Source organism: Amycolatopsis sp. NPDC059657, assembly GCF_042734395.1.
Classification (GTDB): Bacteria; Actinomycetota; Actinomycetes; order Mycobacteriales; family Pseudonocardiaceae; genus Amycolatopsis.
The window spans coordinates 1-22,939 of sequence record NZ_JBHWEB010000003.1 but is presented as its reverse complement, the minus strand read 5'-3'; the positions used below and the strand labels follow the sequence as shown (position 1 = coordinate 22,939).

The 22,939-nt window shown below is 69.3% G+C and carries 20 protein-coding genes; 15 read left to right on the top strand and 5 right to left on the bottom strand.

Annotated features, from left to right (window positions below):
- Positions 1-55: 55 nt before the first annotated feature.
- The 6 genes from ACFV15_RS02280 to ACFV15_RS02255 all read left to right on the top strand — a co-directional run bounded on the left by ACFV15_RS02280 (position 56) and on the right by ACFV15_RS02255 (position 3,674).
- Complete coding sequence (locus tag ACFV15_RS02280) at positions 56-361, top strand: hypothetical protein (RefSeq protein ID WP_378348308.1); 306 nt, start codon at positions 56-58, stop codon at positions 359-361.
- Between the two features lie 19 nt (positions 362-380).
- Positions 381-803, top strand: a complete 423-nt coding sequence (gene msrB / locus ACFV15_RS02275; protein WP_378348307.1) for a peptide-methionine (R)-S-oxide reductase MsrB — start codon at positions 381-383, stop codon at positions 801-803.
- Positions 804-847: 44 nt separating this feature from the next.
- Positions 848-1,528 (top strand): TIGR04222 domain-containing membrane protein, encoded by a 681-nt coding sequence (locus ACFV15_RS02270; RefSeq protein WP_378348306.1) that lies wholly within the window; start codon positions 848-850, stop codon positions 1,526-1,528.
- A 112-nt stretch (positions 1,529-1,640) separates the two neighbouring features.
- A complete protein-coding gene (locus tag ACFV15_RS02265; protein WP_378348305.1) occupies positions 1,641-2,531 on the top strand; it encodes a TIGR04222 domain-containing membrane protein in 891 nt (296 codons plus the stop codon).
- Positions 2,524-3,327, top strand: a complete 804-nt coding sequence (locus ACFV15_RS02260; protein WP_378348304.1) for a DUF692 family multinuclear iron-containing protein — start codon at positions 2,524-2,526, stop codon at positions 3,325-3,327. Before ACFV15_RS02265 ends, ACFV15_RS02260 begins: the two co-directional genes overlap by 8 nt.
- Positions 3,324-3,674 carry a hypothetical protein gene (locus ACFV15_RS02255; RefSeq protein ID WP_378348303.1) on the top strand — a complete coding sequence of 117 codons (351 nt, stop codon included), beginning with the start codon at positions 3,324-3,326 and terminating at the stop codon, positions 3,672-3,674. Before ACFV15_RS02260 ends, ACFV15_RS02255 begins: the two co-directional genes overlap by 4 nt.
- Here the strand turns inward: ACFV15_RS02255 and ACFV15_RS02250 are convergent.
- Genes ACFV15_RS02250 through hemE form a run of 4 tightly spaced genes read right to left on the bottom strand, consistent with a single transcriptional unit; the run spans position 3,645 to position 8,051 of the window.
- The gene (locus tag ACFV15_RS02250; RefSeq protein WP_378348302.1) at positions 3,645-4,928 is read right to left on the bottom strand and encodes a CoA transferase; all 1,284 of its coding nucleotides are present in this window, start codon (positions 4,926-4,928) and stop codon (positions 3,645-3,647) included. The two genes, ACFV15_RS02255 and ACFV15_RS02250, sit on opposite strands and share 30 nt — an antisense overlap.
- On the bottom strand, positions 4,928-5,620 hold the full coding sequence (hemQ, locus tag ACFV15_RS02245; protein WP_378348301.1) for a hydrogen peroxide-dependent heme synthase: 693 nt from the start codon (positions 5,618-5,620) through the stop codon (positions 4,928-4,930). The genes ACFV15_RS02250 and hemQ overlap by 1 nt, the downstream gene beginning before the upstream one ends.
- A 5-nt stretch (positions 5,621-5,625) precedes the next feature.
- Positions 5,626-7,005 carry a protoporphyrinogen oxidase gene (gene hemG / locus ACFV15_RS02240; protein ID WP_378348300.1) on the bottom strand — a complete coding sequence of 460 codons (1,380 nt, stop codon included), beginning with the start codon at positions 7,003-7,005 and terminating at the stop codon, positions 5,626-5,628.
- The gene (hemE, locus tag ACFV15_RS02235; RefSeq protein ID WP_378348299.1) at positions 7,002-8,051 is read right to left on the bottom strand and encodes a uroporphyrinogen decarboxylase; all 1,050 of its coding nucleotides are present in this window, start codon (positions 8,049-8,051) and stop codon (positions 7,002-7,004) included. Before hemE ends, hemG begins: the two co-directional genes overlap by 4 nt.
- Before the next feature lie 85 nt (positions 8,052-8,136).
- Between hemE and ACFV15_RS02230 the strand changes: the two genes are divergently transcribed.
- The 3 genes from ACFV15_RS02230 (at position 8,137) to ACFV15_RS02220 (ending at position 11,824) form a co-directional block, all read left to right on the top strand.
- Positions 8,137-8,700, top strand: coding sequence for a DUF3000 domain-containing protein (locus tag ACFV15_RS02230; protein ID WP_378348298.1), 564 nt, complete (start codon positions 8,137-8,139; stop codon positions 8,698-8,700).
- Positions 8,701-9,786: 1,086 nt separating this feature from the next.
- The gene (locus ACFV15_RS02225; RefSeq protein ID WP_091292310.1) at positions 9,787-10,503 is read left to right on the top strand and encodes a response regulator transcription factor; all 717 of its coding nucleotides are present in this window, start codon (positions 9,787-9,789) and stop codon (positions 10,501-10,503) included.
- Positions 10,504-10,603: 100 nt separating this feature from the next.
- Positions 10,604-11,824: an HRDC domain-containing protein gene (locus ACFV15_RS02220; protein WP_378348297.1), complete on the top strand. Its 1,221-nt coding sequence runs from the start codon at positions 10,604-10,606 to the stop codon at positions 11,822-11,824.
- 40 nt (positions 11,825-11,864) lie between these two features.
- Here ACFV15_RS02220 and ACFV15_RS02215 read toward each other — a convergent pair whose 3' ends face one another.
- Complete coding sequence (locus tag ACFV15_RS02215) at positions 11,865-12,494, bottom strand: TetR/AcrR family transcriptional regulator (protein WP_378348296.1); 630 nt, start codon at positions 12,492-12,494, stop codon at positions 11,865-11,867.
- 151 nt (positions 12,495-12,645) lie between these two features.
- Here ACFV15_RS02215 and ACFV15_RS02210 point away from each other — a divergent pair, with 151 nt between their 5' ends.
- From ACFV15_RS02210 to ACFV15_RS02185, 6 genes are all read left to right on the top strand, one after another.
- Positions 12,646-14,118, top strand: a complete 1,473-nt coding sequence (locus ACFV15_RS02210; RefSeq protein WP_378348295.1) for an amino acid permease — start codon at positions 12,646-12,648, stop codon at positions 14,116-14,118.
- A gap of 65 nt (positions 14,119-14,183) precedes the next feature.
- On the top strand, positions 14,184-14,954 hold the full coding sequence (locus tag ACFV15_RS02205; RefSeq protein ID WP_378348294.1) for a DUF1989 domain-containing protein: 771 nt from the start codon (positions 14,184-14,186) through the stop codon (positions 14,952-14,954).
- Entirely contained in the window at positions 14,951-15,553 is a 603-nt protein-coding gene (locus ACFV15_RS02200; protein WP_378348293.1) for an urea amidolyase associated protein UAAP2, read from the top strand. Before ACFV15_RS02205 ends, ACFV15_RS02200 begins: the two co-directional genes overlap by 4 nt.
- Positions 15,550-19,092 carry an urea carboxylase gene (gene uca / locus ACFV15_RS02195; RefSeq protein WP_378348292.1) on the top strand — a complete coding sequence of 1,181 codons (3,543 nt, stop codon included), beginning with the start codon at positions 15,550-15,552 and terminating at the stop codon, positions 19,090-19,092. The genes ACFV15_RS02200 and uca overlap by 4 nt, the downstream gene beginning before the upstream one ends.
- 479 nt (positions 19,093-19,571) lie before the next feature.
- The gene (locus ACFV15_RS02190) at positions 19,572-20,762 is read left to right on the top strand and encodes a thiolase family protein (RefSeq protein WP_378348444.1); all 1,191 of its coding nucleotides are present in this window, start codon (positions 19,572-19,574) and stop codon (positions 20,760-20,762) included.
- Complete coding sequence (locus ACFV15_RS02185; protein ID WP_378348291.1) at positions 20,762-22,873, top strand: 3-hydroxyacyl-CoA dehydrogenase NAD-binding domain-containing protein; 2,112 nt, start codon at positions 20,762-20,764, stop codon at positions 22,871-22,873. Before ACFV15_RS02190 ends, ACFV15_RS02185 begins: the two co-directional genes overlap by 1 nt.
- Positions 22,874-22,939 lie beyond the last annotated feature (66 nt).

The following is a 22,939-nucleotide window of genomic DNA, read 5'->3' as shown; positions in this document are numbered from 1 at the left end:
GGGACGCGCCGCCGGATGAGTGCGTCGAACGGTGTCCGTGGCATACCGTGGGGGTATGGCCGAGACCGGACCCACCGGACCGGGCCAGCATCCTCGCTTCCACGAGGATCTGGTCGGGCTCGATCCGCACGACCCCGAAGCACGCGCGTTCGCCGAGCATCTGGACCGGATGGAACGCTGCGGGCCCAACTTCACCGTCGAGGCGTCGATCGACGGCGTCGCCGACTTCGCCGATTCGAGCAACCGCCTGGGTGGCCTGCGCTGGTGGATCGCCGCGTTCCTGGCGACCCTCATCATCGCGGGCGTGATAGTCGCCGCTTGGGACATCGTCGAGCGGGCTTTGCTGTGGCTCGCGGAGTAACGTCGTAACCGTGAAAGGCATGAAACCCGTGGTCGGGGCCACTCCGCGTGTGGTCAAGTCCGAGCAGGAATGGCGTGAGCAGCTGTCCCCGGAGGAGTACGCGGTCCTCCGCCAGGCGGGGACGGAACGTCCCTACGTCGGCGAGTACACCGACACCGAGACGACCGGTTCCTACGAGTGCCGCGCCTGCGGTGCCGAACTGTTCCGCAGCGACACGAAGTTCCCGAGTCACTGCGGCTGGCCGTCGTTCTTCGACCCCGCGGACTCCGACGCGGTACTGCTGCGCGAAGACCGCACGATGGGCATGAAGCGCATCGAGGTGCTCTGCAACTCGTGCCACAGCCACCTCGGGCACGTCTTCGAGGGCGAGGGCTACGACACCCCGACGGACCAGCGCTACTGCATCAACTCGATCTCGCTGAAACTGGTCCCCAAGGAGTAGCGAACCTCCCGCCGCTCCTCCGCGTCCTGTTTGCTGGAGGAGACATGGCGGGGTGGACGTATCTGGCGTTGCTGATCCTGCCCGCGCTCGCAGGCGCGGGCTGTGTACTGCTGCTCGGCGCCAAGCACGCCTGCCGCCTGCCCACGCTGTACCACTTCGCCTATCTCGCCGGCGGCACGGCCCGTGTCGCCGAGACGGTCGTCGCCGCGATGATCGAACGCGAACAGCTCCGGGTCAGTGATACCGGACGGCTGTTCTGCACGCCCGTCGCCGTGGTCCATCCACTGGAGCACGCGGTAGTCGCCGCGACAGTTTCCCCGAAAGGTGTCACGGCGGCGGGAATTCGCTTGTTACTGGCGAATTCGGCGCCGATGCGGGCAATTTCCGCCGAACTCGAAGCACTCGGACTGGTCACTCCGGAACGGCTGCGTCGCCGAGTGTGGTGGGCCGTCTGCGCCGTGTACGCCATTGTTCTGGCACTCGGCATCGCCGGCTGGAAATGGCCTTTACTGCTGCCGCTGGTCGCCGCGGCGATGGCGGGAGCGGCGCTGCTGGCCAAGGAACGCACCCAGCCGAGGCCCACGCTCGCGGGGCTGAAATCCTACGAAACAGCACGTGGGGACCGGTCCGCGGTCGACGGCGCCGCCGGCCTGGTCGCCGTCGGCGGGCTGCGGCGGTACCCCGACCCGAAGCTGGCCAAGGCCTTGCAAGCCACCTCGAAGTGAAATTGCTCCTCAAGCTTGCCTTAAGTCGAGTTCTCGAACCGGGATACAAGCCCTACGCTCTCCTCACTCGGCCATTACGGTGGACCGACACCCGGATGGGAGGGGAAGCGCGATGGAAAACCCTTGGGGAATCTCGGGACCGGCGTTCATCCAGATCTACATCGGACTGTTGCTAGCGCCGCTGGTGGTACGGGTCATCCTGGGCATCGGTGCGAAGATCGCCAGGCCGACGGCCGCGATCGACACCGGCCGCCCACTCACCGTTTACGAATACGCTTACCTGGCAGGCGGCCAAAACCGCGTGATCGAGACGATCATCGCCGCACTGGTCGAGCGGGGACTGCTGCGGGTCAGCAGTGACCGCAAGATCCGGGCGACCGGCGCGATTCCCGGCGATCCGCTGGAAGCCGCGGTGGTCAAGACGGCGACCGGCAAGTCGACCTTGAGCATCATGGTCCGGATGCGCAGTTCCGCCGAGCTCAAGGCACTCGCCACCGACCTCGAACGGCGCGGGCTGGTCGTGCCAGGAACCAAGACGCGCGCCATCCGGAAGGTCGTTTTCTGGCTCTACCTAGCGGTTTTGGCCGTCGGTTTCGCCCGCTGGGTGAACGGGCTTTCGCTGGGCCGCCCGGTCGGCTGGCTCACCGCGCTCGTGATCGTCGCGCTGGTGGCCACGCTGATCGCCCGCACGGTGGCCAAGAAGCCGGTCAAGGTCAAGCCGACCACCAAGGGGCAGAGCGAGCTCAGCAAGGAGAAAAGCCGTACGGCACAGCACAACGCGGTGCTGGCGGGCGCGGCAGGGCTCGTCGCCGTCGGCGGCCTGACGATGTACCCGGACCCGGCGCTCAGCGCGGTGCTGATGCCGCCGATCTCGTCCGGCGGCGGCTGGGGCGGCAGCAGCTACTCGGGCTCGTCGTCCTGCAGCAGCGGGAGTTCGTGCAGCAGCGGAAGTTCTTGTGGTGGTGGCAGTTCCTGTGGTGGCGGCGGGGGCTGCGGTGGCTGACACACGGGGGAAGCTCGGAGTGGGGATCGGCTGGCGGCCGGAGATCGACCTCTCGATCGCCCGGATCCCGGGTGTCGACTGGGTCGAGGTCGTCGCCGAGAACCTCCACACCGAGCACCTGCCCGAGTCCCTCACGGGGCTCGGGCTCCCCGTCCTCCCGCACGCGGTCTCGCTTTCACTGGGCGGGGCGGAGCCGGTCGACACCACGCGGATCGAGCATCTCGCCGCGGTCACCGAGGAACTCGGCGCGCCGATGGCCAGCGATCACGTGTGTTTCGTGCGCGCGGGCGGGCTCGACGCCGGCCACCTGATCCCGGTCCCGCGTACTCGTGACGCCCTGGATGTATTGGTGGACAATGTCAAACTGACTCAGTCCATTGTGGGCGTTCCCTTCGCCATGGAGAACATCGCCGCCGTCTTCGAGTGGCCGGACGCCGAGCTGACCGAAGCCCGGTTCCTGCGCGAACTGACCGAACGCACCGGCTGCCTGCTGATCATCGACGTCGCGAACCTCTACGCGACCGCCCGCAACCTGGGCACCGACCCGGTCGCCTTCCTCGACGACATCCCGTGGGAGCAGCTGGCGTACGTGCACATGGCGGGCGGCGTCGAGCGCGACGGCATCTACCACGACACGCACGCCCACCCGATTTTCCCGCAGGTGCTGGAACTTCTCGGCGAGCTCCGGTCCAGAGTGGACCCTCCTGGCGTGCTGCTCGAACGCGACGACGACTATCCGTCCGACGCCGAACTCACGTCGGAACTCGCTGCCATCAGGAAGGCGGTCACCCGATGACGTCCGCCCGCGAGCGGCTTGCGGCGCAGCAGGGGGAGCTACTGCGCGCACTGCTCGCGGGCGGCGTTCCACCCGCCGGGTTCGACCATGACCGCGTGCGCGCCGAAGTGATCGTGCTGCGTAACAAGCGAAGGCGCGTCGTCGGCTATCTCCGGCCGGACATTCCCGAGGAACTCGGCGCGCGGTTCGCGGAGCTGTTCGAGGTCTACGCCGCCGAGTACCCGAAGTTCGAAGGAACACGGGCACGCGACGACGCGGAACGGTTCGCGAAGTGGCTCATCGAGCGCGGCGAGCTCAAGAAGCCGAAACGGCGCTGGCTACCAGGAAAGCGGATCACTGCCGGGTAGGTGCGACGCGTGTGTCCAAAAAGGATTCCCGCCGGGCAGCTCACCCGGCATCTTGACCCTGGTCAGCTCGCCGAACTGGCTGTCGACCTTCTCCAGCAGGTCGGACACGTCCGGCATCTCCCCCGCGGGATCCTTGCGGCCCAACGAGTCCAGCCACGACGCGGTCCGCGCCAGCGCGACCCTGACGTGCCGCGTGCCGCCCTCGGCGACCTGCGCGCGCACCGCTTCCATGATCCCTGCGGCGGCGAGCCAGCCCGTGGCATGGTCGAGTGCCTGCACCGGCAACGGCCGAGGCTCGTCCATCCCCTGCTCGGCCGCGATGCCCGTCGCCAGCTGCACGAGACTGTCGAACCCGCGGCGGCGGGCCCACGGTCCCGTCCAGCCGTACGCGCTGAGGTCGGCGATGATCAGGCCTGGCCTGACCGCGGCCAGCTTCTCCGGCGTGAAACCCAAGCGCGGCAACGCACCTGGCCGGAACGACTGCAGGAGCACGTCCGCGCGCCCGATCATCTTCCACAGTTTGGCCCGGCCCGCCTCGGTGGTGAGGTTCAAGTAGGCGGACTTCTTGCCCATGCCGGTGTCCATCACCAGCGGTGCCACGGCCGGCAGATGCGCGGCGCCGAGGTGCAGCACGTTCGCGCCGTGCGCGGCGAGCACCCGGCCCGCGACGGGGCCCGCGATGACGTGGGTCAGGTCCAGCACCCGGATCCCGCCGAGCGGCCGGTCCGACTCCCACAACTCGCGCTTCGGCCCGTCGCCGATGACGTCGTTCCCTGTCAACGGAAGTTCGCTGACCGCTTGGCCTTGCGGATGAGCGGCCCACTCCTCGGCCGACCGCATCAGCGCGGCCGCGCCACCCGCCGCGATCACCGCTTCCTGCACGTCGTGCGCGGACCGTTTCGCGACCGCGGCCGTGACGGCCTGGACGGTCGGCGGCACACCGAGTGCCCAGCAGACGGCGTCGGCGTGCTGCGGATGGTTGCAGTGCAGCCGCACCCAGCCGTCGCGTGCCTGGTAGTTGCCCGAAAGCGGCGCCCAGATGTCGCCGCCGTCGGGCGAGAACGCCTTGAGCAGGTAGGCCTCGCTGTGGAACGCCGCCGCCGCGTGGCGAGTGTCCACAGTGACCTCACCCGGTGCGATCCCGCGCAGCCGCAGGAGTTCGCCCGCGGCGTCGGTGGCGGCCTCGATGCTCAGCGCGGCCGCGCGCGCGACCCGGAACGGGCCGGGCAGAACCGATTCGCTGCCGGTGATCACTACGGCAGGTTCGCGATGAGCTCGGCGGGCGGCACGCGCGGGCCGGTGTAGAACGGGATCTCTTCCCGGACGTGACGGCGGGCCTCGGTGGCGCGCAGGTCACGCATCAGGTCGACGATGCGGTGCAGTTCGTCGGCCTCGAAGGCGAGGATCCATTCGTAGTCGCCGAGCGCGAACGACGAGACCGTGTTCGCCCGGACGTCCGGGTAGCCGCGGGCGGCCTTGCCGTGGTCGGCGAGCATCTTGCGGCGCTCGTCGTCGGGCAGCAGGTACCAGTCGTAGGAGCGCACGAACGGATAAACGCAGATGTACTTGCGCGCGTCCTCACCGGCGAGGAACGCCGGGATGTGGCTCTTGTTGAACTCGGCGGGCCGGTGCAGCGCCATCTGGCTCCACACCGGGGTCGACGCGCGGCCGAGCGGCGTGCGGCGGAACCCGCTGTACGCGGCCTGCACCTGCTCGACCTCTTCGGCGTGCCACCAGATCATGAAGTCGGCGTCGGCACGCATGCCCGCGAGGTCGTACACCCCGCGCACGACCACGCCCTTGCCCTCGAGCGCGTCGAGGTACTCGGCGGTCTCCCGCGCGGCGTCCCCGCGATCCTCACCCAGTTTGCCGGGCTCGGCCCGGAAGACCGACCAAGCGGTGTAGCGGATCGTGTCGTTGAGTTCGTTGTAGTTCAGCCGCGCCATGCCATTCATCTTGTCAGAAGCCACTTGACCGCTGTTGTCGCCGTGGCCACACAAGCGGGTAGTCCCACACCGTGCAGTGTCGCGCCCGCGACCGCCAGGCCTGGGATTTCGCCGATGGCCCGCTCGATGCGCTCGACGCGGTCCAGATGTCCGGCGCCGTATTGCGGCAATCCGCCACCCCAGCGGGTGACGATCGTCTCGACCGGCTCGGCGGTGACGCCGGTCAGCTCGGCGAGATCACGCCGGACGGCTGCGATGAGGTCCGAGTCGTCGACCTGCAGGACCCGTTCCTCGCCGAACCGGCCGACGGAGCCGCGGACCAGCACCGGCCCGCCGCCGTAGTGGGCCCATTTGCGCGTCGAGAAGGTGAACGCCTTCGCCGCGTACGGCTGTCCGTGCGCGTCCCGCTCGCCGGCACCGATCAGGATGCCGGAAATGTCGGGCAGCTCGGTTTCGGGCGGCAACGCCATCGCGACCACGGCCATGGACGCCAGCTCGATCTCGCCGAACGCCGACGACGCGGCGGGCACGACCCCGTCGAGCAGCTTGCGCGCGGACGGCGCGGGGACGGCGAGCACGACCGCGTCGAAGTCCATGACCTCTGTGGACGTCGTCGAGCCGATCTCCAGGCGCCAGCCGTCGGCGGTCTTCTGGAGCGAGCGCACCGGGAGGCCGAGCCGGATATCGGCCTTGGCCAGCTCGGCGAGCCGATCGATGACGGCACTGAGGCCGCCGGTCGTGGTGCCGAACACCGGTGCGGTCGAGCGAGATTTCGGCAACTGCGCGGCCGCGGCGGCGGTCAGCGACTCGGCGCCATTGGCCACCGCGGCGGCCAGGCCCGGCATGGTCGCCCGCAGGCCGAGGCCGTCTGCTCCCCCGGCGTACACGCCGCCGAGCAGCGGGTCGACCAGCCGATCGACCAATTCGCCGCCGAACCGGTCACGGAGCAGCTTGCCGAGCGGCACGTCCTGAGCCGGGAGCGACAGCGGCATGGTCGCCTCGGCGGCGACGGCTTTCCGGCCGGTTTCCGACAAAAGCCCGGCGACGGCGTCGGCCGACGCGGGCACGCCCATGACCGTGCCCGGCGGGAGGCCGCGCGAGGTTCCGCCCGCCCGGATGGTCGCCCGCGCGCCTGTCGGGTGCGTGAGCTGACCGTCCAAGCCGATCTCGCTGACGAGCGCGAGCATCTCGGGACGGCGCGCGAGGAAGGCCTCCGCGCCGACGTCGTAAGACCGGCCGGCGAGTTCGACCGTGCGCAGTTTGCCGCCGAGCGTTTTCGCCGATTCGAAGACGACGATCCCGGCCCCGTCGCCGAGCGACTGCCGCAGCCGGTACGCGGCGGTCATCCCGGAGATGCCACCGCCGACGACCGCGACCGTCTTCACAGCGAGTGGACCAGCTCGACGACCTTGGTCAGCACCTCGGGCTGGACACCGGGCAGCACCCCGTGGCCGAGGTTGAAGATGTGCCCGGTCGCCGCGCGGCCCTCGTCGGCGATCCGCCGGACCTCGGCTTCGAGCACCGGCCACGACGCGTGCAGCAGCGCCGGGTCGAGGTTGCCCTGGACGACGGCGTCGCCGCCGAGCCGCCGGACGGCCTCGTCGAGCGGGATGCGCCAGTCGACGCCGACGACGTCCGCGCCCGCGTCGCGCATGGCGACCAGCAGCTCGCCGGTGCCGACGCCGAAGTGGATCCTCGGCACGCCGTACTCGGCGACCCCGGCCAGCACCTTGGCCGAATGCGGCAGCACGAACTCGCGGTAGTCCCGCTCCGACAGCGCGCCCGCCCAGGAGTCGAACAGCTGGATCGCGTCGACACCGGCGTCGAGCTGCGCGCGGAGGAAGGTCAGCGCGACGTCGGCGAGCCGGTCGGCGAGCGCGTGCCAGACCTCTGGCTCGGAGTGCATGAGCGCCTTGGTGTGCTCGTGGTTGCGGCTCGGCCCGCCCTCGATGAGGTAGGAGGCGAGCGTGAACGGCGCGCCCGCGAAGCCGATCAGCGGCGTCTCGCCGAGCTTGGAGACCAGCAGCCCGACACCCTCGGCGACCTTGGCCACCTGGTCGGCCTCGAGCACCGGAAGCGCCTGAACAGCGGCTTTGTCGCGAACCGGCGACGCGACCACCGGGCCGGTGCCGGGCACGATGTCGATGTCGACGCCCGCGGCCTTGAGCGGCACGACGATGTCGCTGAACAGGATCGCCGCGTCCACCCCGTGCCGCCGGATCGGCTGCAGGGTGATCTCGGCGAGCATTTCCGGGTCGAAGCAGGCGTCGAGCATCGCGGTGCCCTCACGGAGCGCGCGGTACTCGGGCAGCGAGCGGCCGGCCTGGCGCATGAACCACACGGGGAGCCGCGAAGGCTTGCCGCCGTTCGCCGCCACGAGGAAGGGGGCGTCGGGCAGTGCGCGGCGCCGCGTCTGGAGTGTAGGAGACATCGTTTACATCGTATGGCTCTCGGCTCAGCCGCTTCTCGGCGCGTCTACCTCGGCATCGGCCCGCTCCCGCCTTACAGTCGGATTCGTGACCGCGATGACGCAAGCGCCCGAGCTGTTCCGTGAAGCCGTGGCCGCACTGCGCTCTGTGGTGCCCCGCCGCGAACTCGAGCTCGAAACGCTGCGCGCACCCCAGCGCCTGGCGCCGTGGTCGTACGCGATCAGCTGCGAAAGCACAGGTCCGGCGGACGTTCTCGCCACCGGGCGGCTGGTGTTGCTCCACGACCCCGACGGCCAGGACGGCTGGGACGGCGTGCTCAGGCTTGTCCTATATGTACGCGCGGAGCTCGACCGCGAGCTGGCGACGGACCCGTTCCTCCCGGCAGTCGGCTGGTCATGGCTGACCGACGCGCTCGAGACGACCGGCGCGACCTGGACGGCCCTGGGCGGGACGGTGACGGAGACCTCGTCCGCCCGCTTCGGCGACATCTCGGGCCCGCCGCGCACCGACGACCTGGAGCTTCGCGCCTCCTGGACCCCGACGGACGCCCAGCTGCGGCCGCACGGCGAGGCGTTCTGCCAGGTGATGTCGAGCGTGGTCGGCCTGCCGCCGGTCGGCGTGACCATGTTCGGCCAGCGCCAAGGCTCGTGAGTGTTTCGGCCGGTTAGAACCGGCCATACCCCTCACGACCCCCAAATCCTCGGGGAACCTCCATGTCCCGGGCGCCGTGCCGACCACTCGAGCGCCCCGTGTCGACCACTCAGGCACCTCGCGGGCCTGGGCGCGAGCCGCCTGGGCGTGCCCGAGGCCTGCCGCGGGCCAGGGTCGTGGGCGTTCCCGACGGCTATTTGAGGGGAAGGCCAAAGGTGGCGTGCCCCAGGGCAGCTGGGTAAGGGAGGCCCTCACTCAAGCCGTGGAGTGCACGAGCACGCCACCTTTGACCTTCCCGCCCAATCGAACCGTCGGCAATACTTCGACACCCCCTGCGCGGCAGGCGTCGGGGCTGAGCGTTCGGAACGCGTCGGTGGCGTGTGCACGGGAGCGAGGGCGCGAGCGGTGCGCGGGCTTGAGCGCAAGTAGCGGCGGCGGGCATGGGCGCGAGCGGTGTGCGGGCGCGAGTCGAGGGTGAGGCGGCCGGGGGCGGGGGCGCGCACGCCGTCGAAAGCCGCGTTGGGCCATTCGCGCGCCCTCAGTGCCGATGTGAGCGGTTTTCACGTCCCGGGGGTGTACGGATGTTCACCGAGGGCCGCTCGCCCGTCTGGCGGCTTGCCAGCGGGCGTTCACTATCGTGAACCCGGGCGTGTCACTCACCGCAACAAGATCAACTTCTCTTCATGTTTTGGTGAACACCGTTCACGGCGCGAACGCCGTCTTCCGCGAGTCGCTCGGCGTGTCGCACCGAAATCATCAAAAACGGCGTTTTCCATGCGGATGAAAGGCGACCGAGGCGGTTGCACGGGCCATATGCACGATCGCTCCGCAACCGGTAATTGGATTTCATCGTGTTCTCAGGGCGATCCGTTAGCCACGGGCTGTTCACTAGCCCGATCGTGTGACAACGAACCCGCTGAGTAACTACTAGTTCCAGATAGATACCCGTTCGATCCCCCCGAAAAGCCCCTCAGACAGCTACAGTGCCTTCGACGACACCACTTTCGGTCTAAAGCTGGCGCGGCTAAACGGCCGAAGGTCCCGGTGCCGGTCGGGGGGCACGACCGACTCCAGGGAGGTAGTGACGTGGCTACCGTCGGCTTGAATCAGGCCGTCCGATCCACGCCAGCCGGTGCTTTGCCGGCGAGCATGGTTCCGCACCCGCGGGAAGAGCTTTTTTCCGTGCTGGTGGTCGATGACCACCCGCTGCTGAGGGAGGCAATAGCCGCAAGACTCGCACAAATGGGTGCGGGCACTGTTCACGAGGCCGCCACGGTGGCCGAGGCAAGGGCGAGGGCAACGGCCACTGGGCCGTGCGACCTCGCGATCCTTGACCTGGGCCTACCCGATGGCAGCGGCATTGAGCTGGTTACGGAACTCCGTAGCCAGGGCTGGCCTCGCGTAGTAGTGCTCGCATCATCCGACGACCCGTACGCGGTCAGGTCGGCGTTCCAAGCCGGAGCTCAGGCATACCTGCTGAAATCCGCGTCGCCGGTGGTTGTCACCGACGGCGTGCGCAGGGTGCTCGAGGGCGGCGTGTACGCGGACCCGAGCGTGGCTCCGGTCCTGGCCACCGGCACGCGTGTTGCCGGCACCGACAACACCCCGCGCGAGCTTTCCGCGCGCGAGGTCGAGGTGCTGCAGCTCGTCGCCGACGGCCAGTCCAACAAGGAGATCGGTGAGGAACTCAGCCTCTCCGCTCTCACGGTGAAGTCGCACCTGTCCCGCATCGGGCGCAAGCTCGGGACCGGCGACAGGGCTCAGATGGTGGCGTTGGCGATGCGCGCAGGCGTTATTCGCTGACTGAGACATCAACTCTACGGGGCGGGCTGACCAGGCGCGGTACGCCCGTCCCGTAGGGTCGTCAGTTGTGCAAACCGCAGACCAGGGATTCGACGACGCCATGGAACCGCCAGAACCGATACTCCTGAAGGAGCCGGTCGACGGCACTCCGCCGGTGATCGTCGATTCCACCCAGCTCGCTGAAGCCTGCTCGAAGCTGGCTGCGGGCACGGGCGCGATAGCGGTCGACACCGAGCGCGCCTCCGGCTATCGCTACTGGCCGAAGGCGTACCTGGTGCAGCTCCGGCGTGACGGCGCGGGCACCTTCCTGGTCGATCCCATCGCTCTGGAAGGCGAGCTCGCACCGCTCGCCGAGGTGCTCAACGGACTCGAGTGGGTACTGCACGCGGCATCCCAGGATCTGCCATGCCTGGCGGAGCTCGACCTCCACCCGGCGAGCCTGTTCGACACCGAGCTGGCCGGACGGCTGGCGGGCTACGACAGGGTCGCTCTCGGCACGCTGGTCGAGAAGCTGCTCGGCTACACGCTTGAGAAAGGCCACAGCGCGGCGGACTGGTCCAAGCGGCCACTACCCGTCGACTGGCTGAACTACGCAGCACTCGACGTCGAACTGCTCGTCCAGCTTCGCGAGAAGCTCGAGGCCGAGCTCGACGCCCAAGGCAAGCTCGAATGGGCCCAGCAGGAATTCGAGGCCGTCCGGACGGCGCCGCCGCCCGCACCCAAGGCCGAACCCTGGCGCCGCACCTCGGGCGTCCACAAGATCCGCAGCGCCCGCGGCCTCGCCGCCGTGCGCGCGCTCTGGCAGGCCCGCGACGAACTCGCCCGCAAACGCGACCGCGCGCCCAGCCGGGTGCTGCCGGACAGCGCGATCATCAACGCGGTCACCGTCGACCCCAAGACCGTCGCCGAACTCCAGGCGTTGCCCGTGTTCGGCGGGCGCGTCCAGCGGAAGTACACCGCCTCCTGGCTCCGGCACCTCCAGGCCGCGAAGCAGTTGCCCGCCTCGGAGCTGCCCAACCCGGCCCAGCCGAACGACGGCCCGCCCCCGCCCAACCGCTGGGCGGACAAGGACCCGGACGCGGCGGCCAGGCTTTCGGCTTCCCGTGCGGCGCTGATCGCGCTCGCGGAGCACCACCGGCTCCCGGTGGAGAACCTTCTGCTGCCGGACCTCGTCCGGCGCACCTGCTGGCGTCCGCCCGCGGACCTCAGCGAAGCCTCGATCGCGGACACCCTGCGCGAGGGCGGCGCCCGGCCGTGGCAGGTCGCACTGACCGCACCCGAGCTGGCCAAGACCCTGCTGTCCAAGGCACCCAGCGCTTAGGGTCGTGAGTGTTTTCGCCGGTTAGAACCGGCCGTACCACTCACGAGTCTTTGAGCAGGCGCAACGCGGCCGCGTGCAGCATGGCGCCCGGCTCGCTGCCCGTGATGCGCAAGACCGCGTCGGCGCCGTGGCGGGCGTGGGCCTCGATGTCGACCGTCGGCGTGTCGCGGCGGACCAGTGCCGTGCTTTCGACCAGGCCGAAGACCAGGTCGGTCAGTGCCGCCGGTCCCTCGATCAAAGCGCGGTAGGCGTCCTTGAGCTCCGAGCGCTCCGCGCGGAAGTCCGCCAGGCCCGGCGCGCTGATCTCGGGCAGGAGGTAGAGCGCGCCCAGGTTGTGCGGGCCGCCGCCGAGCAGGTGGATGTCCGAGTAGCTCAACGCCCAGAGGCGCGTCGGGGCCGGGGCGTCGACCTTCAGCAGCGCGCGGGCGACATCCAGCGAGGGCCGGACGGTCTGGGCGAGCAAAGCCGCGAGCAGGTCTTCCTTGGCCGGGAAGTGGTAGTAGAGCGAGGCCTGGCGTAGACCGGCACGTTCGGCGATGGCTCGGGTGGTCGTCGCCGCGTAGCCGGCGCCGGTGAACAGCTCCGCCGCCGCGTCCATCACGGCTTGCCGGGCGTCCTGTCTGCTCGCTGCCGCTCCACTCGCTCTTGGTCTGCCGACTCCGGTGCTCATCTTCGAGATCTTGCCCGCTTACCGGCCCGGACCGCTACGCGTTAGTGAAACAGCCTGCAATTTACACACCGCTAACCTGGCTGAGACGGGTTCGTCCCCGACCGGGCTTAATTTCGATCAGCCGATCGAAACCACTTCCAGGGAGCAGCCGGTGTCCGAACTCGCAGAATTCGGCTACAAACAAGAGCTTCGACGCTCACTCGGGGGATTCTCGGCCTTCGCGGCCGGGTTCTCCTTCGTCTCGATCCTGACCACGGTGTTCCAGCTCTTCGGGTTCGGCTTCTCGTTCGGCGGAACGCTGTTCTTCTGGACCTGGCCGATCGTCATCGCCGGTCAGCTCATGGTCGCGCTCAACTTCGCCGAACTCGCCGCGCGTTTCCCGCTCGCCGGAAGTGTGTACCAGTGGGCGAAACAGCTCAGCCGCGGCTTCGGCGGCTGGGTCGCCGGCTGGATGATGCTGATCGGCTGTGTCGTCGCGCTGGCCTCGGCCGCGATCGCGCTGCAGGTCGTGCTTCCATCGGTGTGGAGCGGTTTCCAGCTCGTCGGGGGCGACTCCTCGGTGACGTCGCCGACCGGCGCGACCAACGCCGTGCTGCTCGGCGCGCTGCTGATCGTGTTCACCACGGCCGTCAACGCGGCGGGCGTGCGCGTGATGGCGCGGATCAACGACATCGGCGTGGCGGCCGAACTGCTCGGCGTCGTCGTGCTGCTGGCCGGACTGGGACTGTTCGCCGTGCGCGGGCCGCAGGTCGTCACACACGGGACCGGTGAAGCGGGCGTCGGCGGTGTGCTCGCCTCGGCGCTGATGGCCGCGTACGTGCTCTACGGCTTCGACACCGCCGCGTCGGTCGCCGAGGAGACGAAGAACGCGCGCAAGTCGGCGCCTCGCGCGGTGCTGCGCGCGCTGCTCGTGTCCGGGATCGGCGGCCTGGCGCTCGTCCTGTTCGCGCTGATGGCCGCGCCGAGCCTGACCGACGGGCAACTCGCCGGCCAGGGCCTGCCGTACGTCATCAAGGCCGTCTTCGGTGACACGCTCGGCCCCCTCTTCCTCACCGACGTCGCGGTCGCCGTGGTCGTCTGCACCCTGACCATCCAGACCGGCACGATCCGGCTGATCTACGCGATGGCCCGCGACGGCGCGCTCCCCGGCTCACGCGGGCTCGCCAAGGTCAACGCCCGCACCGGCACGCCGCTCGCGCCCGCGCTCCTCTCGGGGTCGCTCGCCATCGGCCTGCTGCTGCTCAACGTCGGCAACCCGACGCTGTTCAGCACCCTCACCGCGACCTCGGTCGTGGTCGTCTACCTGGCATATCTGCTGGTCACCGGCCCACTGCTCGTCAAGCGCCTGCGCGGCACGATGCCGGCGGCCCAGCCGGGCTGGTTCGCGCTCGGGCGCTGGGGCGTGCTGGTCAACGCGCTCGCCGTGCTCTACGGGCTCGCCATGATCGTCAACATCGCCTGGCCCCGCCCCGAGATCTACGACCTGGCGGGCACCGGGTCGCCCTGGATGTTGCTCTTCCCACTCGAATTCGTGGCAGCCACGGTGCTGATCGGTTGGCTATGCTGGCTTCGTTTGAAACCAGCCAGCAACGCCGCACTCGAACCCGTCCCCGCAGTGTCCTGAAAGACCCTCCCGTCGCCCACCGCCACCCTCAACGGAGGCGCTTCGCGCCACTGAAAGGTCTTCAAATGAGCACCGCGACCACTTACGGAGCCCGCGACCACGCCCGAGCCCAGGACGGCACGATCGTCGAAACGATGCCGACGATCCCGGCGACGAACTGGCCAGAACCACCGCCTGGCGTCAAGCAGGAAGACCTCGTCTGGGCCGAAACGGTCGCGGGCGACGGTTACACGCACAAGGTGCTCGCGCGCGGCACCGAACTCCGGCTGACCGACCTCGACGGCGATGCCTGCGCCCACCTGCTCCTCTTCCACGCCGACCAGCCATGGGAACGTCTGAACGTCGCCGACACCGTCAAGGTGCAGTGGAACGCCTACCTCGGCAAGTCGGTCGCACTGCTCTCCGACCAGGCCAGGGTGCTCGCCACGATCGTCTCGGACGACTCCGGGCGCCACGACACGCTGTGCGGGCCGTCGCCGAAAGCGCTGGCCTCGTTCACGGTGGCGGCGGCGAAACACGGCTTGACGCCTCGCGATCTACCACCGAGCCTCTCGCTGTTCCAAGGCGTCCGCGTCGACGATGACGGCGGCCTGGAATTCGAGGGTTCCGCCGAAGCCGGCCGTTCGGTGACATTGCGCGTCGAGCTTCCCGTCGTCGTGCTCATCGCGAACTCGGCCCATCCACTCGATTCCCGTGGCCAGGTCTCGAATCTGCGAGTGCTGGCCTGGAAAGCGAAACCCTCCACACCGGACAGTCCGGAGTGGAACGCGACGCCGGAGGCCCGGCGCGCCTTCGAGAACACCGCCGACTATCTGACCGCGAGGGGGCTGGCGTGAGCGTCATCCTGGACACCGAAGTGCCCGCCATGGCGCCGTTCTCCACCATTGTCCGCAAGGGACAGACACTGGCGATCATCGACCTGCACGGCAACCAGGCCGTCGACTTCCTGGTCTACGACGCCGAAGACACCGCGCAGCGCTACAGCGCCGCCGCGACGATCGCCGCGCAGCGCAACATCTTCCTGACCACGGGCAGCGTGCTGCGCACCGCCGAGAGCAAGCCGCTGATGACGGTCGTCAAGGACACCTGCGGCCGCCACGACACCATCGGGGGCGCGTGCAGCAAGGAGTCCAACACCTTGCGCTATGGCCAGCACACCCGTCACCAGCACGCCTGTGTCGAGAACTTCCTCATCGAGGGCGCGAAATGGGGACTCGGCAAGCGTGACCTGGTGAGCAATGTCAACTGGTACATGAACGTCCCGGTCGAGAAGGACGGCACGCTCGGCATCGTGGACGGGATTTCTTCGCCGGGGTTGGAAGTCCAGCTGCGCGCGGAGACCGACGTGCTCGTGCTGGTCTCGAACTGCCCGCAGATCAACAACCCCTGCAACGGGTTCGACCCGACCTCCGTCCGCATGGTGGTCACCGGATGAAGCTGCTGATCGCCAACCGCGGCGAGATCGCCGTCCGCATCATCAGATCAGCTCATGAACTCGGAATCCCTTGTGTGGCGGTGTATTCCGATGCCGACCGGACCTCGGCGCACGTCCGTCTCGCGGACGAGGCCGTCCGGCTCGGGCCCGCGATCGCGCGCGACAGCTACCTCCGCGGCGACCTGATCATCGAGGCGGCACTCAAGACCGGCGCGACGGCCATCCATCCCGGATATGGCTTTCTCTCCGAGGACGCGGCGTTCGCCCGTGCCGCCGAGGCGGCCGGGATCGCGTTCGTCGGCCCGGCACCCGAGCACCTGGAAGTGTTCGGCAGCAAGCACACCGCGCGCGAGAAGGCCATCGAAGCCGGGGTTCCGCTGCTGGCGGGCACCGGCTTGCTGCCCGATGTGGACGAAGCGCTCGCGAATGCCGACGAGATCGGCTACCCGGTGATGCTCAAGGCCACCGGCGGCGGTGGCGGCATCGGCATGCGCGCCTGTCACACGGAAGCCGAACTGCGGGCGGCTTGGGAGTCCGTGCAGAGCATCGCGGCCAAAAGCTTCTCGAACTCGGGGGTGTTCCTCGAACGCCTGGTGACCCAGGCCAGACATGTCGAGGTTCAGGTGTTCGGCGACGGCCACGGTGAAGTGCTCGCGCTCGGCACGCGCGACTGCACTCTGCAGCGGCGGAACCAGAAGGTCGTCGAGGAATGCCCGGCGCCGGACTTGTCCGAGGAAGTCCACAAGCGACTGTCCGAAGCGGCCGTCCGGTTGTGTTCTTCGGTGCGTTACCGCTCCGCGGGCACCGTCGAGTTCGTCTACGACCCGGTGCGCGAGGAAGCGGCCTTTCTCGAGGTCAACACCCGGCTTCAGGTCGAGCACCCGGTCACCGAGGCGGTCTACGGGATCGACCTCGTCGCGTGGATGCTCACGCTCGCCCAAGGTGACCGCGGGATGTTCACCACTCCCCCGGTCCCACGCGGGCATGCCGTCGAGGCGCGGATTTACGCCGAGGATCCCGCGCTCGGGCACCGTCCCAGCGCGGGCCTGCTGACCGGCGTCACGTTCCCGCCGGACGTCAGGGTCGACACCTGGGTGGAAGACGGCACGACGGTCACCACGAACTACGATCCGTTGCTGGGCAAGGTGATCTGTCACGGCGAGAGTCGTGACGAGGCCGTCGCCAAGCTGCTCGCCGCCGTCGAGGCGACGCGCATCGACGGCGTGCGGACCAATCTCAGCCACGTCGCAGCCGCACTCGCCGACGAGCGTTTCCTCAGCGCGGACCACGACACCGCCACGCTCGACGGCATCGCCGACCCGGCGCCGCGCATCGACGTGCTCCGGGCGGGCACGTCGACGACCGTGCAGGAGTGGCCGGGCCGGACCGGGTATTGGCACGTCGGCGTGCCACCGAGCGGGCCGATGGACGACCTGTCGTTCCGCCTGGGCAACCGCGCGCTGGGCAACCCGGAAGGCGCTGCCGGTCTCGAATGCACTGTGGACGGTCCCGAACTGCGGTTCGGCGAAGCGGCAACGGTCTGCGTCACCGGCGCTCCAGCTGAGATCACCCTGGACGGCAAGTCTGTTCCACAATGGACCCCGGTGAGGATACCCGCCGGATCCACCTTGGACATCGGCCCGAGCGCCGCGGGACTGAGGACCTACATCCTGGTACGCGGCGGTCTGGACGTGCCCGATTTCCTTGGCAGCAAAGCGACTTTCACACTGGGCAAGTTCGGCGGCCATGGCGGCCGGACACTCAAGGCGGGCGATGTGCTGCGCCCCGGCGAGCCGGTCAGCGACCTGATGCGCGCGGTGCCGGAAGCCGAGCGCCCGGTCTTCACCGAGCACTGGGAGATCGGCGCGCTCGAAGGCCCGCACGCGGCGCCCGAGTTCTTCACGCCGGACGACATCGACACCTTCTACCGGACCGCGTGGCGCGTGCACTTCAACTCGGCGCGCACCGGTGTCCGGCTGGTCGGCCCCCGGCCGGCCTGGGCGCGCGAGGACGGCGGCGAGGCCGGGCTGCACCCGTCGAACATCCACGACACGCCGTACTCCGTCGGCGCCGTCGACTACACCGGTGACCTGCCGATCCTGCTCGGCCCGGACGGCCCCAGCCTCGGCGGGTTCGTCTGCCCGGCGACGGTGGCGACCGCGCAGCGCTGGAAGCTGGGGCAGCTGCGTCCCGGCGACACCGTGCGGTTCGTCCCGGTCAGCGACTCGCACGCGTCGGGCCTGCGCCTGCGTCCTAACGGGACGGTCCCGGCGAGCCGCAAGCCGATCAGGGACGGCGGCATCCTCGGGCAGGTCGACGATGTCACGTACCGGCGCAACGGCGACGACAACCTGCTCGTCGAGTACGGCCCGATGCAGCTCGACTTCGCGCTGCGGATGCGGGTGCACGCGCTCGCCGAGCGGCTCCAGGCCGAGAACGTGCCCGGCATCATCGACATCACGCCGGGCATCCGCTCGCTCCAGGTGCACGTCGACCCGGAAACACTGCCCGTGCACAAGATCCTCGGGCTGGCCAAGGAGATCGAGACCGAGCTACCGGCCACCAAAGACCTCGTGGTGCCCAGCCGGACCGTCCGGCTGCCGCTGTCCTGGGACGATCCGGCGACACGCGAGGCGATCGAGCGCTACATGACCGGTGTCCGCGACGACGCGCCGTGGTGCCCGTGGAACATCGAGTTCATCAGGCGCGTCAACGGACTGTCCAGTGTGGACGACGTGTACCGCACGGTGTTCGACGCCCAGTACATGGTGCTGGGTCTCGGCGACGTCTACCTCGGCGCGCCGGTGGCCACCCCGCTCGACCCGCGCCACCGGCTGGTCACCACCAAGTACAACCCGGCGCGGACCTGGACGGCGGAGAACTCGGTCGGCATCGGCGGCTCCTACCTGTGCATCTACGGCATGGAGGGACCCGGCGGCTACCAGTTCGTCGGGCGGACCGTGCAGGTGTGGAGCGGCTGGCGGCAGCGTGGCTCGTTCGAACCGGGTTCGCCGTGGCTGCTGCGCTTCTTCGACCGCATCTCCTGGTACCCGGTCGACGCGGACGAGTTGCTGGACCTGCGTGCCGCCAGCGCGGCCGGCGAGCTCGAGCTCGACATCACCGAAGGCGAGTTCGCGCTCGCGGACTACCAGCGGTTCCTGGCCGACAACGCCGACGACATCGCGGCCTTCCGTACCAGGCAGACGACGGCCTTCGAGGCCGAGCGCCAAGCCTGGGCGGCGGCGGGCGAGTTCGACCCGAAGCCGGAGCCGGTCTCGGCCGCCGCACCGGCGAACGTGCAGGCGCCACCGGGCGGCCACGTCGTCGAGGCGCCGTTCGCGGCGACGGTGTGGCGCGTCGACGCGCGCCCTGGTGACCTCGTGAACGCCGCCGACGCGCTGGTCACCCTCGAAGCGATGAAGACCGAGACCGTGATCCCGTCGCCCGCCGAGTACGAGGTGCTGGAGATCCTCGTTTCCCCCGGTGCCGAGGTCGCGCAGGGCACTCCGCTGGCCGTACTCGGCAAAGTCGGGTCGTGAGTGTTCCCGACGGTTATTGAGGGGAAACGCAAGGGTGGCGTGCTCGTGGACTCGGCTTGCGTGTGGGGGCCGTTGGGTGCGTAGTACGCACTCGGGGGCACCCTCGCTTCACGATGGGGCTCTGGTTGGGTCATGAGTGGTAACTCTGCTGCATCCAACGGAGCAGAGTTACCACTCGCCCACGCCTGAACGAGGGGAAGCCCCTCGCCCGCAACCGTCACCACGGACCCTGCGCAGGCCAGGTGCCTTCGCGAGCACACACGACCCGAGTCTGGGGGCACTAGGGGTGCGTGAGTAGGGACAGCCGGAAACGCGCGTGGCACGCTCGGTGCGGCCCCCGAGTGTGCTTTCGCCCACTCGACCGGGGCACAAGCCTGGTTACCCGCCGGTAACAAGGGCTATGGTTCCGGCAGAATTCCCAATCGCAAGGAGCATTCGTGGCCGCACCAGGAACCCCGCTCGCGCCGGACGCGCGCGCGGTGCGCACCGTGGCCTTCGTCGAGGGGGTACGGACCCCGTTCGGCAAGGCGGGCGACAAGGGCATCTATGCCGGCACCCGAGCCGATGACCTGGTCGTCAACACCATCCGCGAACTGCTGCGCAGGCACCCCGAGCTGCCGCCGGAGCGGGTGGACGAGGTGGCCATCGCCGCCACCACGCAGATCGGCGACCAGGGCCTGACCATCGGCCGGACCGCCGCGATCCTCGCCGGGCTGCCCAAGTCGGTGCCGGGTTTCGCGCTCGACCGGATGTGCGCCGGCGCGATGACCGCCGTCACCACGACCGCCGCCGGGATCGGCTTCGGCGCGTACGACATCGTGATCGCGGGCGGCGTCGAGCACATGGGCCGCCACCCGATGGGCGAGGGCGTCGACCCGAACCCGCGCATCATCGCCGACAAGCTGGTCGACCCGACCGCGCTGGTGATGGGCCAGACCGCGGAGAACCTGCACGACCGGTTCCCGCACCTCACCAAGGCGCGCACCGACGCCTACGCGGCGCGCAGCCAGGAGAAGTACGCCGAGGCCGTCAAGACCGGCAAGATCGGGCCGGAGCTCGTGCCCGTCGCCACCCGATCGGCTGAACTCGGCTGGGGCCTCGCGACCGAGGACGAGCCGCCGCGCCCCGGCACCACGCTGGAGCAGCTCGCCGGACTCAAGACCCCGTTCCGCCCGTTCGGCCGGATCACCGCGGGCAACGCGGCCGGGCTCAACGACGGCGCCACCGCCGCGCTGCTCGCCGACGAGGCGACGGCGCTGGAACTGGGCCTGCCGATCGGCATGAAGCTCGTCGGCTACTCGTTCGCCGGTGTCGAGCCCGAGGTGATGGGCATCGGGCCGGTGCCGGCCACGGAGAAGCTGCTCAAGCGGACCGGTCTGTCCATTGAGGACATCGGGCTGTTCGAGATCAACGAGGCGTTCGCGGTGCAGGTGCTCGCGTTCCTCGACCACTACGGCATCGCCGACGACGACCCGCGCGTGAACCAGTGGGGTGGCGCGATCGCTTGCGGTCACCCGCTCGCGTCCTCCGGCGTCCGGCTGATGACGCAGCTTTCGCGTCAGTTCGCCGAGCGCCCCGACGTGCGCTACGGCCTGACCACCATGTGCATCGGCATCGGCATGGGCGGCACCGTGATCTGGGAGAACCCGGCTTTCGAGGGGAAGAAGTAATGACTTTCACCGCTGAAGAGGCGCAGAAGGCCTTCCCCGACGAGGTCGTGACGAAGGCCGTCACCCGGCTCGTGAAGGTGCCGGGGCTGGACAAGCCGGTCGCACTGATCACCTTGGACAACGGGCTCGACCACACCAGGCCGTCGACCTTCGGGCCGCAGGGCCTGGTGAGCCTGAACGCCGCGCTGGACGTGGCGTTCGCCGCCGAGCCCGCCGCGATCGCGGTCACCGGCAAGCCGTTCATCTTCGCCGTCGGCGCGGATCTGTCCGGGGTGGAGTCGGTGTCCGACCCGGCGCTCGCCCGCCAGATCGCGCAGACCGGGCACGACGTGTTCCGCAGGCTCACCGAGACCGAGGTCCCGACATTCGGGTTCATCAACGGCGCGGTGATGGGCGGCGGGCTCGAACTCGCGCTGTCATGCCACTACCGGACGCTGTCGGAGAACGCAGCGGCGATCGCGTTCCCCGAGGTGTTCCTCGGCCTGTTCCCCGGCTGGGGTGGCACGCAGCTGCTGCCGAACCTGATCGGGCCGGACGCCGCGGTGACCGTGATCATCGAGAACGCGCTGGCGCAGAACAAGATGCTGAGCGTCAAGCAGGCCGCCGAGCTGGGCATCGTCGACGCCGTGTTCGGGTCGGCCGACTACCTGGAGCAGTCGCTGCTCTGGTTGTCCAAAGTGGTCCGTGGCGAGGTCACCCCTGCCCGCCGTGAGATCGACCGCGGCGCGGAGTGGGACGCGGCACTCGCGCGCGCGAAGGCCATTGTGGACGGTCGCACGCACGGCGCGTCGCCCGGCGCGACCAAGGCCGTCGAGCTGCTGGAGCTGGCGCGGGAGAACGACCTCGACCGCGGCTACGCTGCCGAGACCGACGGGCTCACCGAACTGCTGATGAGCGACGTCCTGCGTGCCGGGCTGTACTCGTTCAACCTGGTCAACAAGCGGGCCAAGCGGCCGGCGGGCGCACCGGACCGGAATCTGGCGCGCAAGGTGAACAAGGTCGGCATCGTCGGCGCCGGGCTCATGGCGAGCCAGATGGCGCTGCTGTTCGTCCGCCGTCTCAAGGTGCCGGTCGTGCTGACCGACGTCGACCAGGCGCGGGTGGACAAGGGTGTGTCCTATGTGCACGGCGAGATCGACAAGCTGCTGGCCAAGAAGCGTGTCTCCCAGGATGGCGCGAACCGGCTGAAGGCGCTCGTCTCCGGTTCACTCGACAAGGCCGCGTTCGCCGACGCCGACTTCGTGATCGAGGCCGTGTTCGAGGAACTCGGTGTCAAGCAGAAGGTCTTCGCGGACTTGGAGCAGTACATCAAGCCGGAGGCGATCCTGGCGACGAACACCTCGTCGCTGTCGATCACCGCGATGGCGTCGCAGCTGAAGCACCCGGAGCGGGTGGTGGGCTTCCACTTCTTCAACCCGGTCGCCGTGATGCCGCTGCTGGAGATCGTCCGCGCCGAGAAGACCGACGACGCGACGCTCGCGACCGCGTTCGCGGTGGGCAAGTCGCTCAAGAAGTCGAGCGTATTGGTGAAGGACGCAAGCGCTTTCGTCGTCAACCGGCTGCTGCTGCGCTTCCTCGGCGAGGTGCTGATCGCCGTCGACGAGGGCACGCCGTTCGAGGTCGCCGACAAGGCGCTGGAGCCGCTCGGCCTGCCGATGACCCCGCTGGTGCTGATGCAGCTGGTCGGCCCGGCGATCGCGCTGCACGTCGGCGAGACACTGCACGAGGCGTTCCCGGACCGCTTCAAGGTCAGCGAAAACCTCGCCAGGTTCGTCAAGGCGGGCAAGTCCGGCGTCTGGCAGTGGGACGCCGCCGGCAACGCGACGGTCGACCCCGAGGTCGACGCGTTGTGGCAGCGCGGCGACGCACCGTCCACTGAGGACGAGGTACGGGCACGCGCGCTCGCGGCGATCGCCGAGGAGATCCGGATCATGCTCGACGAGGGCGTGGTCGCCGAGGCACAGGACATCGACCTGTGCCTGATCCTCGGCGCCGGCTGGCCGTTCTGGCTCGGCGGCATCACGCCGTACCTGGACCGCGCCGGCGTCTCGGAGAAGGTCAACGGCAAGCCGTTCCTCGCTCCGGGTGTCGCCTCGGTCCCCGTGGGTTAACGGCTCGTGAGCGTTGGGGGCGCGTTAAAACCCCCCCACCACGCACCCCCCCAACGGGGGCGCGCG